Source organism: Micromonospora haikouensis, from assembly GCF_000876225.1.
Taxonomy (GTDB): Bacteria; Actinomycetota; Actinomycetes; order Mycobacteriales; family Micromonosporaceae; genus Micromonospora; species Micromonospora haikouensis.
In genome coordinates, this window is the sequence record NZ_JXSX01000001.1 from 37,024 (window position 1) to 58,229 (window position 21,206).

The following is a 21,206-nucleotide window of genomic DNA, read 5'->3' on the forward strand; positions in this document are numbered from 1 at the left end:
GTCCCGGGGAGCCCGCCGGTCATGCCGGCCGCCCCGGGCCACACGCCGCGACGGGCACGCCCCGCCAGGCGTCGGGCCCGGCCCCGGCGGGCGGGGCCGCCACGCAGGCGACGTACCCGTCGGGCGCGGCCACGCCCGTGCGGCCCGGCAGCAGGTCGAGCACGCGCCGGTGCAGCTCCTCCGGTACGGCCGAGGCGTCGGCGACGTACGCCGTCAGCCCGGTGCCCGGCGCGGGCCCGGTGGCCAGGACGGCGACCTCGACGCCCCCGGCCGCCTCGCGGACCAGCTCCGCCACGTCGGCGGGGCGCACCCAGCCGGCGGGGGTACGCACCCAGTCCGCCCCCCGGACGGCGGGGGTGAGGCCGATCCGGCCGGGGATCTCGGCGACGCCGATCTCGGCGGCGACCGCGTCGCACAGCAGCGTCTCGATGCCCCGCACGATGGTCTCGCCGAGCGCGCCCGGCAGGTACGTCGTGTCCACCAGCAGGCCGAGGCGGCAGAGCCCCTCCCCGGCGTTGCTGGCGGCGACCATGAACTTCATGTCGCTGCGGGGCAACGGGTCCAGCCACGTGTAGCGGGACCCGGCGCGCAGCTCGGCGAGCCGGTCCGGCCCCGGTTCCGGGCCGGTGACGGCCCAGTCGTTGCCCCGGTGCCCGTTGTTGAAGTAGGTGGACAGGTCGAACGACACGCCCCGCCGCCGGCCCACCTCCTCGACCACCGTCCGGACGGCGCGTGGGTCGCACTGCGCCCGGCGGTACGCGTCGAACGCGGGCCGGTGCGTCTGCCGGATGGCGGTGAGCAGGTCCACGTCGCGCGGGACGGTGAACGCCAGCAGCGCGTCCAGGGTGTTCAGCGCGATCAGGTCGCGGCTGCGCCGGTCGAGCCGGTTCCCCGTGATCAGCTTGAGCACGGCGGTGTCGTGGCCGTTGTAGGCGGTCAGGACGAGCGTGGTGAGGCAGAGCAGCACGGTCGAGAACGACGTGCGGGTGCGCGCCGCGAGGGCGGCCGCCGCCGCGGCGACCGCCGCCGAGTCGAGCAGGTGCCGCTCGATGGGCTGGTCGCCGGTGGCCGCGCGCGGCAGGTCGAACATGGACGCCGGCGCGGCGGACAGGCCCTGTTCCCAGTGCCGCAGCCCGAGCCGGCTCTGCTGCTGGCCGGCGGGTGAGCCCTCGAAGGCGGCCTGCTCCAGCGCCTGCGGCACGCCCCCGCCGGCCGCCGGCTCGGCACCGACGGGCGGCCCGACGGCGGCGGCCGACGCCGGCTCCGGCTGACCCCGCTCCCCGGTGAGCCCGGCGAGCAGGAGGTCGACGAACGTGTGGAACGCCCAGCCGTCGAACGCCAGGTGCGACCCGACGAGCGCCACGGCGGTGACCCGGCCGTCCCCGTCGACGACGCAGCCGACCCGCAGCGGCCACTCGGCCTCGTGGTCGAACGCGGTCTCCGCCAACCGCCCGGCCAGTTCCTCCGCGACGCGCGGCGGGTCGTCGTGCCCGTCGGCCACCACGACGTCGTACGCCCCCGAGGCGTGGACCTCCTGGCGGGGCTGGCCCGACCGGGCCACGTACCGGGTCCGCAGCGTCTGGTGCGCCTCGATCAGGTCCCGCAGGGCCGCGAGCAGCCGGGCCTGCCCGACGGGCTCGGCGAGCACGAGGGGCTGGCCGATGTTGAACTGGTTCGCCTCCTTGCCGAACCACTGCATCGCGTCCCACATCACGCTCTGCGCCCAGGTCAGCGGCCCGGACGCGGCCTCGCCGACGGCGAACGGCAGGTCGAGCACGGCCGGGTCCGGCGGGCCGCCGGTGGTCGCGTCACGCACGGTGCCCCCCGTTCACCGGCGCGGCGGCCGGGCGACCGCCCTTCGGGGTGAGGCGCAGCGGCAGGTGGTCGAGCCCCCGGAACGCCGGGCTGGGGATCTTGACCAGCTCGCCGATCAGCTCGATGTCGTCGGTGCGCTCGATGAGCAGGCGCAGGAACGTCGCCGCCTGGAGGCGGGCCAGGTGCATGCCGACGCAGGTGTGGATGCCCGCCCCGAAGCCCAGGTGTCCGTCGGTGCGGCGGTCGATCCGGTACGCGTTGGGGTCGGGGAACTTGCGCGGGTCGCGGTTGGCCGCCGCGAACGACAGCTCGACCCGGGCGTCCCTCGGAATGGTGGTGTTGCCGACGACGACGTCGGTCGTGGCGGTGCGGAAGACGTTCTGCACAGGTGGATAGAAGCGGGCCGTCTCCTCGATCGTCGCCGGGATCAGGTCGGGCCGGCTGCGCACCAGGCGGAACTGGTCGGGGTGGTTCAGCAGGGCGTCCAGCATGTTGCCCAGGAAGTGCGTCATGGTCTCCTGGCCGCCGACGAGCAGGGTGAGGCAGAGCCAGAGGATCTCGTTCTCGGTCACCCCGCCCTTCTCGGCGGCGGCGAACAGCTTCGACACCACGTCGCTGCGGGGCGGCTGCGTCCGGCGCTCCTCCAGCAGCCCACCGAGGAAGGTGGACAGGCCGGCGACGGAGGAGAGCGCGGACTTGGCGGCCCGCAGCCGCAGGGCGTTCTCGTCGGGGTCGTCCGGGGCGTCCTCGCCGACCTTCGCGTTGGCGATGAAGCTCTCCAGCACCCCGGCGGTCAGCTTGAGCTTGGCCAGGTTGTCGCTGGGCACCCCGACGATCGTGGTGACGACCTTGACGGGCAGCAGGATGATCGCCTGCTGGACGAGGTCGATGTCGCCGGTGGCGACGGCCTCGTCGAGCAGCTCGCCGCAGACCTGCTCGATGAACGGCCGCCAGAACTGCACGCCACGGGGCGAGAAGTCGTGCCGGATCAGCCCGCGCATCCGGGTGTGGTCGGGCTGGTCGAGCCCGAACAGCACGGGCAGCGTCGACCGGTGGTAGGCGATCCCCTCGGCCGAGGAGAGGCCGCCGTGGTCCTTCGCCGCCGCGCGCACGTGGTCGTACCGGATGACCAGCCACATGTCGCGGTCGGCCAGGTACAGCGGCTCCTCGTGGCGCAGCAGCTCCGCGTACGCGGGATAGGGGTCGTCCATGGCGCTCGGGGAGAAGGGGTCGAACTCTGCGGTGTGCGTCGCGCTGGTCACTGACGGGTCCTCCGGACTTCGCTGTGGCTGGTGGGCCGGACGTCGGCGTCCGCCCCGGTCACCGGTACGCCCTCGCCTGCAGCTCGAACATCTCCGCGTAGAGGCCGTCGGCGGCGATCAGGTCGGCGTGGCCGCCCAGCTCGGCGACCCGGCCGTCGGCGAGCACCACGATCAGGTCGGCCAACTGGACGGTGGAGAAGCGGTGCGACACGAACACGCTGACCGCGCCGGTGGCGGCGGCGACCCAGGCGGCCTGGAGCCGGTACCGCTCGAACATCGCGTGCTCGGCCTCGGCGTCGAGGGCGGCGGCGGGCTCGTCGAGGACGACCAGCAGGGGGGCGTCGCGCATGAACGCCCGGCCGAGGGCGAGCTTCTGCCACTGGCCGCCGGAGAGTTCGGCCCCGTCGGCGTACTCGCGGCCGAGCTGGGTGTCCAGGCCGGCTTCGAGCTGCCCGACGAGGTCGCCGGCGCCGGCGCGCTCCAGCGCGGCGCGCACCGCCGGCTCGTCGTCGAGCCGGGGCAGGTCGCCGACGCCGACGGTCCGCCGGGCCGGCAGTTCGAGGCGGACGAAGTCCTGGAAGCCGGCCGCGATCCGGGCCCGCCACCCGGGCAGCGACAGGTCGGCCAGGTCGACGCCGTCGACGAGGACCCGGCCGGCGGTCGGGCGCAGCAGCCCGCAGACGAGCTTGACGAGGGTGGTCTTGCCGGCGCCGTTGTCGCCGACGATCGCCACGGTCGCGCCCGCCGGCAGGTGCAGGTCGAGGCCGGCGAGCACCGGCTGCTCCCCGCCGGGGTAGCGCAGCTCGACGCCGACGAGCCGGATGCCGTCGCGCAGCCGCTCCGGCGGCGGCGACCCGGCCGGTGCGGCGGCGGGAGGCACGGCCGGAAGGGCAGGCGACGCGGCCGGAGCGGCGGCGGGGCGGGCCTCGTCCCGGTCGGCGCGCTCCCCGGCCCGGACCAGTTCGTGGACCTCGTCGAGCCGCTGGTAGACGCTGCGCAGCCGCTGGAGGTCCTGGAGGACACCGACCGCGGCGGCCACCTGCTGGTTGACCTGCGCCGCGATGGTGATGACCAGGATGACGTCGCCCACGCCCCGACGGCCGGCGACGGCGTCGCGCAGGATCAGGAGCACGGCGGCGATGTAGCCGCCCGCGAACGCCAACTGCCCGAGCATGCGGACGAGGCTCGCCACGGCCTGCGTGCGCCACAGCCGCCGGGTGGCGTCCTGCCAGAACGCGCCGTGCCGGCGGCGTACCTCCTGTTCCAGGCCGAAGACCCGCAGCTCCTTGCCGGACGCGGCGTGGGTCGCGAGGCGGAACAGCCCCAGGGCCCGACGGGTGGACTCGGCGCTGGCCTCCCTCGACCGGTCCACCATCCGCTCCGCCCGGCGGCCCGCCAGCAGCGGCGGCACGGCGACCAGCGGCAGCAACAGCAGCAGCGGGTGCAGCGAGGCGAGCACCGCCGTCGTCAGCGTCATGGACACGGCCAGGCCGACGCCGGTCAGCACGGCCTGGAGGCCGACGCGGAGCTGCTCGACGTCCTCCTCCAGGATCCTGACCTTGTCGGCGAACTCGGGCTGTTCGAAGTGGGCCATCCCGGCCGAGCCGTTGGTGGCGTCCATCAGCTCCTGGTGCAGGTGCAGGACGTCCAGCTCCGACAGCTCGAAGTACGCGATGTGCGCGAAGTGGCCGAGGGTCAGGCCGGCGATCAGCAGCACCGCCACGGCGACCCCGGCGAGGCTCGCGGCGACCGGCCGCCCGGCGTTCGCGGCCTCGAACAGGACGCGCAGCATGATCGCCACCAGGGGCCACGCCGCCGCGCCGGCGACGACGAGCACCAACGCCGTGACGGCCTTGCGCCGGTCCTGCCGCAGCGAGGTCCGCCACAGCGACCAGGCGGCCGACAGCAGTCCGCGACTCATCCGAGGCTCCGTTCCTGTCCGATCTCCGCCGGCGCGCCGTCGCCCTCCGGGCCGCCCGGGTCGTCGCCGTCCCGGCCGTCCGGGCCGTCGCCGTCCAGGTGGTCCGGGTCGCCGTCCGGGCGGTCGTCGAGGAACCGGGCCGCCTGCAACTCGAACAGCCGGGCGTACCGGCCGCCGTGGCGCAACAGTTCGTCGTGCGAGCCCTGCTCGACGACGCGCCCGTCGGCCAGCACGACGATGTGGTCGGCGCGGCGCACGGTGGCGAACCGGTGCGAGATGAGGACCGTGGTGACGCCCGCCGTGGCGGCGATGATCTCGTCGAAGAACCGCGCCTCGGCGCGGACGTCCAGGCTGGCCGTCGGCTCGTCGAGCACGAGCACCGACGCGCCGTGGCGGACGGCGAACAGCGCCCGGGCGATGGCGAGCCGCTGCCACTGGCCGCCGGAGAGGTCCACCCCGCCGCGCAGCTGCCCGGACAGCGGGGTGTCCAGCCCTCGCGGCAGCGCGTCGAGCGTGCCCAGGATCCCCGCCGCCTCGGCCGCCGCCCGGATGCCGGCGAGGTCACCGGCGTGCCCGGCGGCACCGAGCGCGATGTTGTCGGCGGCGCTGGCCTCGTACCGCAGGTAGTCCTGGAAGATCACGGCGAGGTTGCCGCGCCAGCGCGCCACGGGCAGGGCGTCGACGGGCTGCCCGCCCACGGTGATCCGGCCCGAGGTCGGGGTCGCCAGCCGGGCGAGCAGCTTGACCAGGGTGGTCTTGCCGGCGCCGTTGAGCCCCACGATCGCGGTGCACCTGCCCGGGGGCAGGGTGAGGTCGAGGTCGGTGAACACGGGCGCGGACCGGTGCGGGTAGCGGTAGCACACCGCCTCGAACCGGATCGGCACGGCGGCGGGCGGCGCGCCCGGCTCCCCGGCGGGGCGCGGCGCGGGCACCGGCGGGGGTGCCGATGCGGGAGCGAGGGCGGGGGCCTGGACCGGGGCGGGGGCCTGGACCGGGGCGGGGGCGGGGGCCTGGGCCGGGGCGGGGGCGGGGGCCTGGGCCGGGGCGGATCGGGCCCGCATGCCGGCGCGGAACTCGTCGACCGCCCGGTAGGCGTTCATGCCGAACTGGGTCTGCACGTCGGCCTCGGGATAGAACTCGCCGAGCTGGATCGCCGCCAGGACGGCCTGGATGACCAGCGCCAGCCGGGTGAGGTCGACCTCCCGCTGCCCGCCGGCCAGGCCCAGCGCGGCGAGGACCGCGACGAGCACCACCAGCCCGAGGGCCGTGTAGCCGAAGTAGGGCCGCAGGTAGACGCGGCGGCGCTCGGCCCAGACCGGGCGCATCCAGTCCAGGTACGCCGCCGCGTACTGCTCGCGCAGCCACGGCAGGAGACCGAAGACGCGGATCTCCTTGGCGGCCGGCTTGCCCGTGGCGACGGAGCGGAAGTATGTCAGCCGGCGCACCCGGGCCACGATCGTGCCGTAGATCGCCGCGTACTTGCGCAGGCCACCGCGCTGCCCGTGGCGGAACGCCAGGACGGCGGCGAGCAGGCCCACGCCCGCGAACCAGGAGAACACGACGCCGACGACCACCGCGTACCCGGTGAGCTGGCCGTAGCGGGCGAGCAGCGCCAGCATCCCGGCGCAGGCGGCCCCGGGGCTCTGGAAGCCCTGCTCCACCTCGCGGGACGCCTCGCTGAGCCGGTCGGTCAGCGCCCGGTCGTCCAGCGGTTCCATGCCCGGGCTGCTCAGCGCGGCGGCCATCAGCTCGTCGGCGACCCACCCGTCGACGCGGCGCTGGACCAACAGCCCGGTGGTGAGCTGGAGCTGGGCCAGCAGTTGCTGCGCGCTGAGCGCGGCGGCGGCGACGACGAACGCGGTCACCAGCCGCCCGAACGCCGGCGAGTCCACGCCGTCGCGGACGGCGGCGGGCAGCCGCCCGACGAGCAGGCTCGTCATCACGATGAACAGCACCGGCGCGGCGGCCAGCAGCACGTTGTTGACGACGGCGGCGGTCACCGCCGCCCAGCCCGCGCGCGGCAGCAGCCGCACGATGCGCCACCGGTCCACGGCGGTGCGCCGCAGCACGCCGAGCGCGGTAATGCGTTCCGGCCCGTCGATGGTCATACCCGTTCCTCGATCCCAGCGAGTTGGTCGGCGCGGTCCTGCGCGCGCCGGAACGCCTCCGCCGCCGCCCCGCCCTCGGCGAAGGCCCGCACCGCGTCCAGCCCGGCGGTGTCCCGCGCGCCGCCGACGACGTGGTGCCAGACGCCGGCCGCGCGCACCGTCGCGACGAGGCCGTCGTCGGGCACCTGCCCGGCGGCGATCACCACCGTGTCGGCGGGTACGGTGCGCGGCTGCCCCTCGGCGTCGGCGAAGTGCACCCCGGCCGGGCTGATCCGCAGGTCGCGGACGCCGGGCACGACGTCGACCCGCTGCCGGCGCAGCTCGGCGAGCACCGCCCACCGCGTCGAGCGCCCGAGCCGGGGGCCGAGCCGGCGGCCCCGGTGCAGCACCGTGACCCGCCGTGCCGGCCCGGCCGGGTGGCTGGCCAGGTGCGCCAGGTCCACGGCGACGCCGCCGCCGCCGATCACGACGACGCGTTCCCCCAGCGCCCCTTCGGCGAAGGCGGCCGGGTAGCCGAGCACGTGCGGCAGGTCGGCGCCGGGGATCGGCACGGGCCGGGGCAGCACGCCGGTGGCGACGACCACCCCGTCGTAGCCGCCGAGCAGGTCCCGGTCGGCGGCGGTCACGGGACGGCCGGTGCGCAGCTCGACGTCGAGCCGGGCCAGCTCGGCGACGAGGAAGCCGATCGCGGCGAGGTAGTCGGACTTGCCGGGCACCCGGCCCGCCAGCCGGAACTGGCCGCCGGGCTCGTCGGCGGCCTCGTACACGGTGACCCGGTGCCCGGCCAGCGCAAGTTCGCGGGCGGCCCTGAGGCCCGCCGGGCCGGCCCCGACGACGGCGACCCGGCGGGGCGACGCGGCGGGCGACACCGCCGGCTCGTGCTCGCGCCCGACCCGGGGGTTGACCATGCAGGACACCGGCTCGTCGGCCAGCGACCGGTCGATGCAGGACTGGTTGCAGGCCACGCAGACGTTCACCGGCCGGCCGGCGCGGGCGTTGGCGACCAGCTCCGGGTCGGCGAGGAACGGCCGCGCCATCGACACCAGGTCCAACGGCGTGCCGGCGAGGACGGCCTCGGCCTGCGACAGCCGGTTGATCCGGTTGCTGGCCAGCACGGGGAGCGCGCCGACGGCCTGCTTGACCGCCGCCGCCACCGGCACCCAGTGCCCGGGCGGGACCACGGCCTGCACGGTGGGGACCGGGGACTCGTGCCAGCCGACCCCGACGTTGAGGGCGTCCGCGCCGGCGGCGGCGAGCGCGCGGGCGTACGCCAGCACGTCGTCGCGGGTCGTGCCGCCGGCCATCAGGTCGTCGCCGGTCATCCGCATGATCACCGGAAAGTCGGGGCCGACGGCCGCGCGCACCGCCCGGACCACCTCCACCGGGAAGCGGGACCGCCGCTGGGGGTCGCCGCCCCACTCGTCGTGGCGCTGGTTGGTCAGCGGGGAGAGGAACTGGTCGAGCAGGTAGCCCTCCGAGCCCATGATCTCCACGGCGGCGAAGCCGAGGTCGCGGGCGTGGGCGGCCCCCCGGGCGAAGTCCGCGACCGTGCGGGCGATGCCGGCGGCGTCGAGCGCGGTCGGGGTGTGCCGGGAGAACGCGCTGTGAACGGCGGACGGGGCGACCGGGTGGGGGCCGCCCGCCGCCGGCCGGGCGTACCGGCCGGCGTGGAACAGCTGCAGCGCGAGCAGCCCTCCGGCGGCGCGCACCTCGGCGGCGACGCGCCGCAACCGGGCGCGGAAGCGGGCGTCGTCGAGCACCCCGTAGCCCGGCCCCCCGGCGCCCTCCGGGCTGACGGCCGCGCCGCCGGTGACCATCAGCCCGGCCCCGCCCCGGGCCCGCTCGACATAGAACGCCGCCAGCGCCGCCCCGCCGTCGTCGCGGGCCTCCCAGCCCAGGTGCATGGCCCCGGTGACGACGCGGTGCGGCAGCGCCAGCCGGCCGATCCGGCCGGGGCGCAGCACGTGCTCCAGGCCGGTCGTCATGTCAGGGGGGCGGTCAGGTCCTGGACGAACGGCGGCGAGACGATCGACAGTCCGCCGTCGGCGACGATGGTCTGCCCGGTGATGTATTCGGCCGCCGGGGAGAGCAGGAACGCGACGACGTCGGCGATCTCCTGCGCGGTGCCCATCCGGCCCTTGGGGATCTTGGGCAGCACCGTGGACAGCGGGGCCATCCCGGGCACGTCGTAGAAGTACTGCGACGACTCCGTCTCGATGATGCCGCCGTTGACGGCGTTGACGTTGATGCCGCGCCCGCCGAACTCCAGGGCCATGTAGCGCACCCACGCCTCGATGGCGGCCTTGGCCGCGCCGAGGTTCGCGTACGTGGGGTAGGCGCGGATGCTGCCGTAGCTGGACAGGGCCACGATCCGGCCGCCGTCGGGCATCAGCCGCACCGCGTGCTGGCAGCCGAGCACGAACGCGCGCAGGTTCATCGCGTACGAGCGGTCGAGGTGGTGCACCTTCAGGTCCATGATGTTCTTGAACGAGCTGGCCGCCGCGTTGCAGACGAAGTAGTCGAGGGTGCCGAACTCCTGCTCGGCGACGGCGAACAGCCGGTCGATCTCCTCGGGCTGCTCGACGTCGGCGGCCACGGTGAGCGCCCGGCCGCCGAGCTGCTCGATCTCCTTGCGGACCTGGTCGGCCAGCTCCGCGTTCTTCTTGTAGTTGACGACGACCGAGCCGCCGCCCCGGGCCAGGGTGAGCGCGAGGGCCCGCCCGATGCCCCGGGAGCTGCCGGTGATCAGTGCGGTCTTGCCGTGGTAGCTCGTCACCGTTGCTCCGCCAGGATCTCTCGTGCGATGACCGTCTTCTGGATCTCGTTGGTGCCTTCCTCGAACCGCTGGGCGCGGGCGTCGCGGTAGACGCGCTCGATGGGGCTGCCCTCCCAGTAGCCGATGCCGCCGTGCGCCTGCAGCGCCTTGTCGGTGACCCGGGTCAGCATGTCGACGGCGACCAGCTTGGCCATCGAGGACAGCGCGTCCGCGTCGGCGGCCCCCGCCTCCCACCGCCGCGCCGCGTGCAGGGTGAGCTGCCGGGCGGCCTCGATGTCGGCGGCGTTCTCGGCGAGCGCGAAGGCGATCGCCTGGCGGGCGGTCAGCGGCTTGCCGAAGGTGACCCGGCGGCGCGCGTGGGCGACCGCCAGCTCCTGGGCGCGTCGGGCCAGGCCGACGCAGGTCATGGCGACGCCGATGCGGCTGGGGGTGAGGAAGCCGCCGAGGGCGACCGTGAGGCCCGCGCCCTCCTCGCCGAGCCGGTTGGCCACCGGCACCGGGGCCCCGTCGAAGATCAGGTGGGCGTGGTCGGTGCCGCGTACCCCCATGGTGTCGGCCATCGGCTCGACCCGGACGCCCGGGACGTGCCGGTCCACCATGAGCGCGACGGTGCCGTCCTTGCCGGTGGTGCCGGCGAGCCGGGCGAACAGCAGCCAGTAGTCGCAGCTCACCCCGAAGGTGATCAGGTGCTTCTCGCCGGAGAGGAGGTAGGTGTCGCCGTCGCGGACCACGCTGGCGCGCAGGTCGGCCCCGGTGCCGGCGGTGGGCTCGGTGAGGGTGAACGCCACCCGCAGGTCGCCGGCCACCTGCGGGAGCACGAACCGCTTGCGCTGCTCGTCGGTGGCGAACTGGTCCATGGCCCGCCAGACGCCGTTGCAGACGTGCACGATCATCCGCAGCGACGCGTGGGACATGGAGAACAGTTCGAGCAGCCGCAGGTACTGCGTGAAGGAGAGCCCGGCGCCGCCGTACTCGGCCGGGGCGGCCAGCCGCAGGTAGCCACGGTCGCGCAGGTCGTCCCAGAGCTGCGGCGGCACCGCCCGGGTGCGCTCGATGGTCTCGGCGTAGTCCTCGCCGGGCCCGCGGACGAACGCCTCGACCTCGCGGGCGAGCGTCGCGAACGCCTCGCCGTCGTCGTCGGTCACGTGGCCTCCTCGCTGATGATCTGCTTGAGCTGGTCTCGCAGCACGAACTTCTGCACCTTGCCGACCACGTTGCGGGGCAGCTCGGGCACGGTCTCCAGCCGCTCGGGCCAGTACTGCTTGGCGACCTTGCGCTCGTCCAGGAACCGCCGCATCCCGTCGAGCGTGAGCGGTTCCGGCGAACCCTCCGGCCCGACCGCCTCCGGTCCGGATGCCTCCGGTGCCGGCTGCGGCACGACGAAGGCGCAGGCCCGTTCGCCGAGGCGCGGGTCCGGCATCGCGACGATCGCCACGTCGCGGACGGCCGGATGGGTGTGCAGGAGCTGCTCCACCTCGGCCACCGGGATCTTCTCCCCGCCCCGGTTGATGACGTCGCGCACCCGGCCGGTGATCCGCACGAAGCCGGCCTCGTCGATGACCGCCAGGTCCCCGCTGCGGTACCAGCCGTCCGGCGTCAGCGCGGCGGCCGTCCACTCCGGATGGTCGAGGTAGCCGGCGAAGAGGCAGTCGCCGCCGACCTCGAAGTTGCCCTCGGTGCCGGCGGGCAGGACGGTGCCGTCGTCGTCGGTGACCCGGATCCGCACGCCGCGCAGCGCGCGGCCGTCCGTGCCCCAGGCGCGGGCCGGCTCGTCGGTCGGCGCGGCGAGCGTGCCGAGGCAGGACTCGGTGGAGCCCCACGCGCCGCACACGGCCGCCCCCAGGGTGCGGGTGGCCCGCTCGGCCAGCGTGCGGGGCACCGCCGCGCCGGTGGCGACGAAGACGCGCAGCGCCTTGGGCGGCCCGCCGCCGGCCTCGACGGCGTCCACCAGGTCGGCGAGGAACGGCGTGGCGGCCTGGACGAAGGTCGCGCCGGTGCGGTGCAGGGTGGCCAGGGCGGCGGGGCCGCTCCAGATGGGCTCCAGCACGACCGGCGCGCCGAGGACGAAGCCGACCCACATGCCGTAGAGAAAGCCGGTCTGGTGCGCCAGGGGCGACGGCACGTACAACCGGTCGGCCGCCGTGAGCCCGAGGTGGCGGGCCTGCATGGCCGCCGCGCGGGTCAGCGTGTCGGCGCGGTGCAGCACGCCCTTGGGCTGCCCGGACGTGCCCGAGGTGAACATGAGCTGGGCGAGGGCGTCCGGGGCGGGCCGGCGGGCGGCCAGGGCCGCCGCGTCGGGACGCTGCCGGGCGAGGGCCGCGTCGAACCGCTGCCACCGCGCGGCCGGGCCGCCCTCCGGCGGCGGAACGGACGCCACCGGACCCGCCAGCTCCGGGCCGGGGCACGCCGCGCCCGGGGACGCCGCGCCCGCCGGCAGCGGGCCGTCGCCGCCGACGACGAGGACGTGCGCCACGGCCGGCGCGCCGGGCGCGGCCAGCACCGACGCGGTCTCGGCGACGTGGTCGCGCCCCCGGAAGGCGGCGGGCACTACGAACACCCGCGCCCGCGAGCGGCGCAGCAGGTCGTCGACCTCCCGCTCGCGGAAGAACGGCATCATCGGGCAGCAGACCGCGCCGACGCGCAGGGTGGCGAGGGTGAGCACGACGAACTCGTGCCAGTTGGGCAGCTGCCAGGCGACCACGTCGCCCGGCCCGACGCCCAGCTCCAGCAGCAGCGCCGCCGCGGCGTCCGCGCGCCGGTCAAGCTCCCGCCAGGTGAGTACGCCGCCCGGCCGCCCCGGCGAGGCGGCCTCGATCACGGCGGCGGTGCCCGGGTGGGCGCGGGCGTGCCGGCGTACCAGGTCGGCGGGGCCGGTGGCGGCCAGCCGGGCCGGGGACGGCAGCGCCGCCGGCCGGGCCGGCTCCCGGTCGACCGGCGGCCTGTCGACCGGTGCCCGGTCGACGGACATGTTCAGGCCGACCGCGTTCATCTGGTCGAGGAACTGCGGATAGGAGATCCGGTGGGCGTTGGGATAGGTGAGCCGGCTCTCGCCGGAGGCCCGGGACGCGGCCACGGCCAGGGCCATCAGCACCCGGTGGTCGTTGAACGACGACAGGTCGGCCTCCCGCAGCCGGTCCACGCCGTCGCAGACGAGCCGGTCGGCGTCCAGCCGCACCCGCCCGCCCATCCGGTTGAGCTGGAGCATCGCGGCCACCCGGTCGGACTCCTTGAGCCGGACGTGCGCCACGTTCTCCAGGACGGTGCTGCCCCGGGCGTGGGCCCCCAGCACGCTGAGCACCGGGAGCATGTCGGGCACGGCGCGGCAGTCGACGCGTACGCCGCCCAGCCGCGATCCGTCGTGCCGCACCCGCGTCCAGCCGGTGGCCGGGTCGCGCAGCAGCGGCAGGCCCATCTCGCGCAGGTGGTCCAGCAGGTCGGCCTCGGGGTGGTCGACCTCGCTCGACGGCCCGGCCGGCAGCCCCCGGAAGAGGACGTCGGACGGGTGCAGGGCCGCCGCCGCCAGGCCGAAGGCCGCCGCGCCGACGTCGGGCGGCAGGTGGACCTCGGCGGGGGTGGCCCGCTGCCCCGGCTCGATCTCGAACCGCCGCCCGTCCGCGCCGACGCTCACGTGCAGGCCGAACCGCCGCATCATCGCGATGGTCAGGTCGACGTAGGAGCGTTCGTTGAACGGGCCGACGACGTCGACCACGGTCGGGCCCGTGGCGAACGGGCCGACCAGCAGCAGGCTGGAGATCCACTGCGAGAGGGTGCCCGGGATCTCCACCCGGCCCCCGGTCGGCGGGCGGGCCGGGACCCGGATCGGCAGGAGCCCGCCCGTGGACTCGATCTCCACGCCGATGCCGGCCAGCGCGTCGAGCAGCGGGCCGATGGGCCGCCGCCGGAAGTACTTCTGGCCGGTGATGGTGACCGGCGACCCGGCCAGCGCGGCCAGCCCGGTCAGGAAGTAGAGCGTCGTGCCGGAGCTGCCGACCGAGACCTCCGGGCGGACCGGCCGGTAGGGGCCGCCCCGCACCACGAACGTGTCGTCGTCGACGGTGATCGACGTGCCGAGGTCACGCAGGGCGCCGATGGTGTGGCGCACGTGGCCGGCGCCGCAGGCGCCGTGGATGCGGCTCGTCCCGTCGGCGAGCGACGCCAGCATCAGCGCGCGGTGGGCATGGTATTTCGATGCCGGTATGTCGAGTTCCCCCACGAGGGGTTCGCTGGTCCCCTTGATGACAAGACGCACGGTCGCTCCCCGCAGTGTGTGTCAGCCGGTCGCGGTCTCGCCGCGCGACACCGTCGTCCCGCCGGCCGGAGCCGTCGCGGCGGGGGGCACGCCGGTGCCCGTCGCCGGCGACACGCCGACCCCGCCGAAGACGGCGTGCATGCCGCCGTCGGCGTGCACCACCTGCCCCGTGGTGTGCCGGGACAGGTCCGACAGCAGGAACAGGACCGCGCCGACGACACGCGCCGGGTCGGCGCGGTCCCAGCCCAGCGGGGCCCACCGCTCGTACTGGTCGGCCAGCTCGGCGAAGGTGCGCACCCCGCGCGCCGAGACGGTCTCGACCGGGCCGGCGGCGACCAGGTTGACCCGGATGCCGGACGGCCCGAGGTGCAGCGCGAGGTAGCGGGCGACGGCCTCCAGCGCCGACTTGTAGACCCCCATCCAGCCGTAGCCGGGCAGCGCGCGGGTGGAGTCGACGGTCAGGCCGACCGCCGCGCCGCCGCCCGGGGCGCGCGCGAGCAGCGGCGCGAGCGCGGTGGTGAGCTGCTGGAAGGAGTACGCCGACGCCCGGAACCCGTCGAGCACGCCGCTGGCCGGCGCGCTGACGAAGCCCGGGCCCAGCGCGTCGGGCGGCGCGGCGGCGATGCTGTGCAGCACGCCGTCGAGCTGCCCCCAGCGGCTCTCGATCTGCTCGGCCAGGGACGCGACGCTCTCGTCGGACATGACGTCCAGGTCGAGCACCTCGGCCGGGGACGGCAGCAGGTCGGCCACCTTGCGGGTGATGCGGGCCACCCGACCGAACGAGGTCAGGACGACCTCGCAGCCCTCCCGTTGCAGGGCCGCCGCCACGTGCCAGGCGATCGACTCGTTGTTGAGGACGCCGGTGACGAGGTAGCGGCGCTTGTCCAGGCTGAGCAGGGAGGTCAATGTGACGCGCCCGCGACGATCCGCGTGACGAGTTGCCCGATGGTGACGTCGGCCAGCTCGCTGCGCGGGATCTCCACCTTGAACTCCTTGACGACCATGGCCATCAGGTCGGCGACGTCCAGCGAGTCGATGTCGAGCTGGTCGAACTTGGCGTCCGGGGTGATCGCCTCCTCGTCGACGCCGAGGTCGATCAGCTCGACGCGGAGCCGGTCGGCGACGACGGACTCGGTGATCGGGGCAGAGGGGGAAGACATGCGGGGCACTCCTTCGATCGGATGGGTTGGCTACGCGGCCAGCGGCGCGCGGCGGGCGAAGTTGGCGTGGTGCCGCTGCGCCCAGTACCACTGCCGCCAGTAGCTCTCCGCCAGGTCCAGCCAGGTCTCCAGCCGGCCGACGTCGTCGAGGAACCGGTTGGCGCTGACCAGGAGCCAGCTGTAGACGCCCTGGCTGTCGCGGCAGTCGGCGCAGTTGCCGGACGTGCAGCAGAACTGGAGGGTCTGGTAGTCGGCGCCGTAGACGGCGAAGCCGTCCAGGACGGGGTTGCCGTTGGCGATCCGGTCGGCGTGGTCGGGGTGCTCGACGCTGATGCTCGGGCAGACGTCGTAGCCGAACTGACCGCCCCAGTGGCTGCGCCCGGTGATCAGCGTCTCGATGAAGTACGGGTGGCTGACCACGGTCTCCGGATACTGCTCCTTGATCCGCAGCGCCTCGGCGAGGGTGCGCTGCTCGTTGTCGATCCGCAGCGCGTGGTCGCTGCCGTGGTCGGAGTAGAAGTTGAAGGTGACCTGGTTGCCGTTGTCCTGGATGGCCCGCACCGTCGGCTCGACGTACTGCAGGCCCTCCTCGGACAGCGCGTACACGAAGATGACGCGCGGGTCGTTGCGGTAGTGCCCGAGGGCGGTCTCGAAGAGCCCGGTGAACGCCGATCCGTTCGGACGGTAGCCGCGCAGGGAGTCGTCGAGCGGGCCGCCGCCGAACAGGCTGATCGCCACCGCGACGTCCTCGAACCCGGCGCGCGGCAGCGGCCGGATCCCGTTGGTGGAGATCGTGACGTACGGGAGCCGCTCGACGAACGGCACGACCCGGTTGAGCACCAGCGTGGGCTCGCCGCCGATGAGCGTCGCCTGGGTGACGCCCCGGGCGACGAGCGAGTCGACGAAGTCGGAGATGACCACGGGGTCCGACGTCTCCGGGACGGCCGCGTCGAAGCCTCCCTCGAAGTACCAGCAGCCCTTGCACCGGATGTTGCACGTGGTGGTCAGGTGGACCTCGGACGCGGTGACCCGCAGGCCCATGTCCCGGACGGCGGCGAGCCGCCCGGCCAGGTCGGGGCGGCCGGCGAGCAGCGCCTGGAGCCGGGCCTTGGCCTCCTTGCGGGAGGGCGGGCGTGGATTGATGGCGACAGGGGTGGGCATGACGCGGTCGTCCCTTCCGTCAGTCCGGTACGACGAGCCCGAGGGAGTGGATGCGGGGCGTGACCGTCTGCAACCACTTCTCCAGGGCCTCGCGGTTGGTCGTCCTGCGCAGGCCGAACCGGACCGCCCGCTTGGAGCGCTCGGAGTCCGGCGTGCCGAAGAGGCCCTGGAACACCGGCCACAGGCGGTTGAGGCCCGCCTGAAGCTGCTCGCGGCCCTCGTCGGTGGTGGCCAGGTTGCGGCAGACCCGCGCGCCGTGCGCGATGTGGATCTTCTCGTCCAGGATGATCGTGCGGACGGCGTCGGCCCAGGGCTTGTAGCTGCTCTCGGCGAACTCCCTGATCATCAGCAGGGCGCTCTCCTCGCCGATGTAGGAGTAGATCCCGCGCTCGGCCCACGTGGTGCACTGGTGCAGGCGCTTGTCGGAGAAGAGCCGCCGCTCCTCGATCGTCTGCTCCTCCATGTAGGTCGTGTCGATGCCGATCTCGGCGAGGACCCGCTTGCCGATCTTGTAGTGGTCGTACTCCTCCGCCGCCCGCTCGGCGCACACCTGGCGCTCCTCGGCGTTGGGGGCCAGCGGGATGAACATCATGGTGTAGTCGTCGCCGCCGGAGAGCTCGCCCTCCGTATTGATCATGACCTGGCTGATGAGCGCCTTCTGGTACGCCCGGGGCATGCGCTTGAACTCTTCGGGGGTGCGCACCACGACTTCCTCGTCGTCGAGGATCTCGACTGACATGACAAACCACCTCCTGTCGACTAAAGCCCGAATGGTGCCGGCCGGAAAGAATGGGATGCCGCACCGTTACGGCATTCCCGCCTAATCGCGTGGAGTTCTGGTGGCCCGAATCAGGTCCGGGTCGGTGAAAGACCGTCGACGGCCAGCCGCTGCACTTCCGGCCGCTGGATCTTCCCGAGCGGGGTACGGGGGAAGGCGTCGACGCCGATCTCCTTGAGCACGACGAACCTGCGGGGCACCTTGAACGGGCTCAGGAACCGCAGCAGCGTCGCGCGCCAGGCGTCGTCGTCGGCGACGGCGCCGGGCAGCAGCGTGTAGACGAGGATCAGCTCCACACCCGTGACCGGGTGCGGCAGCGCCGCCACGACCGCGTCCTCGACGCCCGCCAGGTGGGGCACCGCGTTCTCGATCTCGGCGGGGTAGACGTTCTCGCCGCTGACGATGACCATGCTGTCGATCCGGTCGACGATGGACAGCTCGCCGCGCTCGTCGAGGTGCCCCAGGTCGCCGCTGCGCACCCAGCCGTCGTCGAGCCGCTTCGCGGTGAGCTCCGGCGCGGCCTCGTAGCGGGTGAAGATGCTCGGGCCGCTGAGCAGGACCTCGCCGTTCTCGCCCGCCGGGACGTCCCGCCCGTCCGGGCCGACCACGCGCACCCGGGCGAACGGCACGGGCAGGCCGGCGCTGCGGGGCTCCCCCGGCCGGCGGTCGCGCGGCTCCACCGTCGTCAGGGAGGTCATCTCCGTCATGCCGTACACCTGGTAGACGCCGATGCCGAAGGTGTCCTCGAAGCGGTGGATCAGCTCCGGGCCGAGCGCCGAGCCCCCGGCGAGGACGCCCTTGAGGCTGTCGGTCGCCGGCCGCTCCGGCCGCTCCACCAGGTTGGCCAGGTAGGCGTTGACGACCAGCGTCCAGGTCGGGCGGTGCCGGTCGACGTAGTGCCAGAACCGCACCAGCGCCGTCTCGGAGCGCACGCAGACCGACCGGCCGCCGCTCCACAGCGGGGTCAGCGTCGGGAACCCCTGCCCGCCGGCGTGGAACAGGGGGACGACGTTGAGGAAGACGTCGTCGGGGCCCGCGTCGGCCCACTTCACCATGGCCAGCGAGTTGGCGAGCAGGCTGCGGTGCGACAGCACGACGCCCTTGGGGACCCCGGTCGAGCCGGAGGTGTAGACGATCTCCGCGTCGCCCGCCCCGCCGTCGCGGGGGGCGGTCAGGTCCCCCTGGTACGCCGCGCCGCGCGCCAGCACGTCGGCCAGGAGGGCCTCGGCGTCGTCCACGGCGACCCGGCGGGGCCCCGGGCCGATCTTCGCGGTGACCGGCGTGGGGGCGAGCACCAGGGCGGGCGCGCAGTGCGCGAGCAGCGCGTCCAGCTCTCCCGGCCCCGACTTCGGGTTGAGCGGCACGAGCACGCGTTGCGCGGCGATGACGCCGATGAACAGCAGCGCCGTCAGCGAGGAGTTGTGCATGACCACCGCCACCCGGCCGCCCGGTGGCACGCCGTGCTCGTCGAGCAGTGCGGCGCAGCCCCGGGTGAAGGTCAGGACGTCGGCGAAGCTCGCCGTCCGGCCGCCCGGCTCGGCGGGGACCAGGTACGGGCGGTCGCCGTGGCGCTCGGCGGCGGCGCGGACGAGGTCGAGCAGGTTCGTGGTGACCGCGAGATCCGGCTCGTCCAGCGGACTAGGCATGTGTGCTGTCGCTGCCGGCGGCCGCCCCCACCAGGTCACAGAGGCGGTTCACCGTGGGATTGTCGAAGATGACGTCGACGACGTCGACCCCGTAGGCCGTCTCGACGCGGGTCACGATCTCCACCGCCGCGACCGAGTCCATGCCCAGCGCGACGAGGTCCTCGTCCGGCCCGAGGGTGGAACGGTTCAGCACGTCGGCGCAGATGGATGTCATCTTCAGTTGCAAATCGGTCATAGTCACTGAAGCGGTCTCCATGTCAATGTGATTCCACGGGCCACCGCGACCTTGCAGCAGCGAGCGAATCCCTCGCTTGGGAACTCGTCGGGACCATACCGAGGGGGCCTGACGCTGTCCAGAAGGGACATCGATTCGTCCCACCACCTGCGACGTCCGAATATTTGCGCCACAAATTCGTTTACATATATGTACCATCGGCCGCATGGGGGGAAAGGGCCGGCCGAAGGCCGAGCTGATGCTGAGCCAAGAGGAACGGGCACGGCTGGCGCGGGGCGCCCGGGCGGCCCGCTCGACACAGGCGTACGCGCTGCGCTGCCGGATCGTGCTGGCCTGCGCCGACGGGGCCAGCAACGCGGAGGTCGCGGCCCGGTTCGGCGTGTCACCGCCGACCGTGGGCAAGTGGCGGTCCCGGTTCGTGGCGCGCGGGCTGCCGGGCCTCGCCGACGCACCGCGCGCCGGCCGGCCCCCGACGATCGGGCCGGGCCGGGTGGAGCAGGTGGTGGCCGCCACCCTCAGTTCGCAGCCGGAGCGGGCGGCCCGCTGGTCCCGGGCGTCGATGGCCGCGCACAGCGGGCTGTCCGCCTCGACGGTCGGCCGGATCTGGCGGCGGTTCGACCTGCGGCCGCACGTCCAGGACGGGCACCGGCTCGCCGCCGACCCGCGGTTCGTGGCGCGGGTCGTCGGCGTCGTCGGCCTCTATCGGCATCCGCCGGGGCGGGCGGTGGTGCTGTGCACGGACGACGCTCCGCCGACGCGGGGCCCCGGGTGGACCCGGTCGACGACCGTGCCGGCCCCCCGCGCGCCGGCCGGCGGGGCCGCGACGGGGCGCGGGGGGAACCGGTCCGCCGAGTACCGCAGGTTCCTCCTCGCCGTCGACCGGGCGGTGCCGGCCGCACTGGACGTGCACGTCATCTGCGACGACGCCGCCGTGCAGGGATCGGCGGCGGTGCGGGCCTGGCTGGCCCGCCATCCCCGCTTCCACGTCCACCTCACGCCGGCCGGCCGGTCGTGGGTGGAACAGGCCGAACGGTGGTTCGCCCTGCTCGGCGAGGAGCTGCCGGCCTGGGCGGGCGGCGACGCCGGGGCCGACAGCCGAACCTGGGTGGCGCAGCCCCGCACCTGGTGGCGAGCCCCCGGGGAGGTCCACCGCTCGCTCGCCGGGCATCGTGAGCGAACACCCGGACATCGTGAACGAACTTCGGGCGCGGAGCCGCCGCCCGACGGGCCTCAGGGCTTGCGGGCCACCCCGCCGACGATGGTGTGGTAGGTGGCGGTCTGCTTGGGGTCCTCCTCGCCGTCCGGGTGCCACTCCGCCAGCGGGACCAGCCCGGGCGGCAGCAGCTCCAGGTCGCCGAAGAAGCCCATGATCTCCTCGCGGGTGCGCCACCGGCCGGTGCCGAGGGTCGCGTTGAACACCTTCTCCACCGCCCGCGCCCGCTCCGAGACCTCCGGCTGGGCGTCGCCCGGATCGTGGAAGTGGGAGATGGCCAGGTAGCTGCCGGAGGGCAGGGCGGCGACGAGCCGCCGGGCGACGCCGGCGGGGTCGTCCTCGTCGTTGAGGTGGTGCAGGATCGCCAGAAGCAGCAGGCCGACCGGCTGGTCGAAGTCGATCAGCTTGCGTTCGGTGAGCTGCGCCAGCAGCTCCTCGGGCCGGCGGGCGTCACCCCCGAGCACGGTGGTGGTGCGGGCGTCGGCGAGCAGGGCCCGGCCGTGGGCGAGGGCCATCGGGTCGTTGTCCACATAGACCACCCGGGCGTTCGGGTCCACCTCGTGGGCGATCTCGTGCACGTTGCCCTGGGTGGGCAGCCCGGAGCCGATGTCGAGGAACTGCCGGATGCCGGCCTCGGCCGCGAGGAATCTGACCGATCGACGGAGGAAGGCCCGGCAGGCCAGCCCCGCCTCGGGACCGTCCGGCGTGACCTGCATGGCCATCTGGGCGGCCTGCCGGTCGACCGCGAAGTTGTCCTTGCCGCCTAGGTAGTAGTCGTAGACCCGGGCAATGCTGGGCCGGGTGGTGTCGACGCCCGGAGGCGCCACCTTTTCGCTGGTCAACGCTTCGACCCCTCCGTACACGGCCATGGTCGCTCACAGA

The 21,206-nt window shown here is 74.4% G+C and carries 16 protein-coding genes; 1 reads left to right on the plus strand and 15 read right to left on the minus strand.

Going from position 1 to position 21,206, the window contains the following annotated elements; translation table 11 throughout:
• Positions 1 to 19: 19 nt before the first annotated feature.
• The 14 genes from TK50_RS00155 to TK50_RS34035 all read right to left on the minus strand — a co-directional run bounded on the left by TK50_RS00155 (position 20) and on the right by TK50_RS34035 (position 19,111).
• Positions 20 to 1,816, minus strand: a complete 1,797-nt coding sequence (locus TK50_RS00155) for a condensation domain-containing protein (RefSeq protein WP_043960755.1) — start codon at positions 1,814 to 1,816, stop codon at positions 20 to 22.
• The gene (locus TK50_RS00160) at positions 1,809 to 3,077 is read right to left on the minus strand and encodes a cytochrome P450 (protein WP_043960756.1); all 1,269 of its coding nucleotides are present in this window, start codon (positions 3,075 to 3,077) and stop codon (positions 1,809 to 1,811) included. The genes TK50_RS00155 and TK50_RS00160 overlap by 8 nt, the downstream gene beginning before the upstream one ends.
• A gap of 58 nt (positions 3,078 to 3,135) precedes the next feature.
• Positions 3,136 to 4,998, minus strand: coding sequence for an ABC transporter ATP-binding protein (locus tag TK50_RS00165; RefSeq protein ID WP_043960757.1), 1,863 nt, complete (start codon positions 4,996 to 4,998; stop codon positions 3,136 to 3,138).
• Positions 4,995 to 7,106 carry an ATP-binding cassette domain-containing protein gene (locus tag TK50_RS35345; protein WP_063838534.1) on the minus strand — a complete coding sequence of 704 codons (2,112 nt, stop codon included), beginning with the start codon at positions 7,104 to 7,106 and terminating at the stop codon, positions 4,995 to 4,997. The genes TK50_RS00165 and TK50_RS35345 overlap by 4 nt, the downstream gene beginning before the upstream one ends.
• Positions 7,103 to 9,091, minus strand: coding sequence for an FAD-dependent oxidoreductase (locus tag TK50_RS00175; RefSeq protein WP_063838535.1), 1,989 nt, complete (start codon positions 9,089 to 9,091; stop codon positions 7,103 to 7,105). The genes TK50_RS35345 and TK50_RS00175 overlap by 4 nt, the downstream gene beginning before the upstream one ends.
• On the minus strand, positions 9,088 to 9,882 hold the full coding sequence (locus tag TK50_RS00180) for an SDR family oxidoreductase (protein ID WP_043960758.1): 795 nt from the start codon (positions 9,880 to 9,882) through the stop codon (positions 9,088 to 9,090). The genes TK50_RS00175 and TK50_RS00180 overlap by 4 nt, the downstream gene beginning before the upstream one ends.
• Positions 9,879 to 11,027: an acyl-CoA dehydrogenase family protein gene (locus tag TK50_RS00185; protein ID WP_043960759.1), complete on the minus strand. Its 1,149-nt coding sequence runs from the start codon at positions 11,025 to 11,027 to the stop codon at positions 9,879 to 9,881. The genes TK50_RS00180 and TK50_RS00185 overlap by 4 nt, the downstream gene beginning before the upstream one ends.
• Positions 11,024 to 14,131 carry a 3-phosphoshikimate 1-carboxyvinyltransferase gene (gene aroA / locus TK50_RS00190; protein WP_043960760.1) on the minus strand — a complete coding sequence of 1,036 codons (3,108 nt, stop codon included), beginning with the start codon at positions 14,129 to 14,131 and terminating at the stop codon, positions 11,024 to 11,026. Before aroA ends, TK50_RS00185 begins: the two co-directional genes overlap by 4 nt.
• A 21-nt stretch (positions 14,132 to 14,152) precedes the next feature.
• Entirely contained in the window at positions 14,153 to 15,037 is an 885-nt protein-coding gene (locus TK50_RS00195) for an SDR family oxidoreductase (RefSeq protein ID WP_241773882.1), read from the minus strand.
• Complete coding sequence (locus TK50_RS00200) at positions 15,034 to 15,291, minus strand: acyl carrier protein (protein WP_043960761.1); 258 nt, start codon at positions 15,289 to 15,291, stop codon at positions 15,034 to 15,036. The genes TK50_RS00195 and TK50_RS00200 overlap by 4 nt, the downstream gene beginning before the upstream one ends.
• Before the next feature lie 30 nt (positions 15,292 to 15,321).
• The gene (locus TK50_RS00205) at positions 15,322 to 16,452 is read right to left on the minus strand and encodes a radical SAM family protein (protein WP_043960762.1); all 1,131 of its coding nucleotides are present in this window, start codon (positions 16,450 to 16,452) and stop codon (positions 15,322 to 15,324) included.
• A 19-nt stretch (positions 16,453 to 16,471) separates the two neighbouring features.
• Complete coding sequence (locus tag TK50_RS00210; RefSeq protein ID WP_176734421.1) at positions 16,472 to 17,191, minus strand: Phenylacetic acid catabolic protein; 720 nt, start codon at positions 17,189 to 17,191, stop codon at positions 16,472 to 16,474.
• A 110-nt stretch (positions 17,192 to 17,301) separates the two neighbouring features.
• Positions 17,302 to 18,876: a class I adenylate-forming enzyme family protein gene (locus TK50_RS00215; RefSeq protein ID WP_043960763.1), complete on the minus strand. Its 1,575-nt coding sequence runs from the start codon at positions 18,874 to 18,876 to the stop codon at positions 17,302 to 17,304.
• Positions 18,869 to 19,111, minus strand: a complete 243-nt coding sequence (locus TK50_RS34035) for an acyl carrier protein (RefSeq protein ID WP_074474870.1) — start codon at positions 19,109 to 19,111, stop codon at positions 18,869 to 18,871. The genes TK50_RS00215 and TK50_RS34035 overlap by 8 nt, the downstream gene beginning before the upstream one ends.
• A 205-nt stretch (positions 19,112 to 19,316) precedes the next feature.
• Between TK50_RS34035 and TK50_RS00225 the strand changes: the two genes are divergently transcribed.
• On the plus strand, positions 19,317 to 20,381 hold the full coding sequence (locus TK50_RS00225; protein ID WP_052503546.1) for an IS630 family transposase: 1,065 nt from the start codon (positions 19,317 to 19,319) through the stop codon (positions 20,379 to 20,381).
• Here the strand turns inward: TK50_RS00225 and TK50_RS00230 are convergent.
• Complete coding sequence (locus tag TK50_RS00230; RefSeq protein ID WP_082106345.1) at positions 20,342 to 21,166, minus strand: SAM-dependent methyltransferase; 825 nt, start codon at positions 21,164 to 21,166, stop codon at positions 20,342 to 20,344. The two genes, TK50_RS00225 and TK50_RS00230, sit on opposite strands and share 40 nt — an antisense overlap.
• Between the last annotated feature and the right edge of the window lie 40 nt (positions 21,167 to 21,206).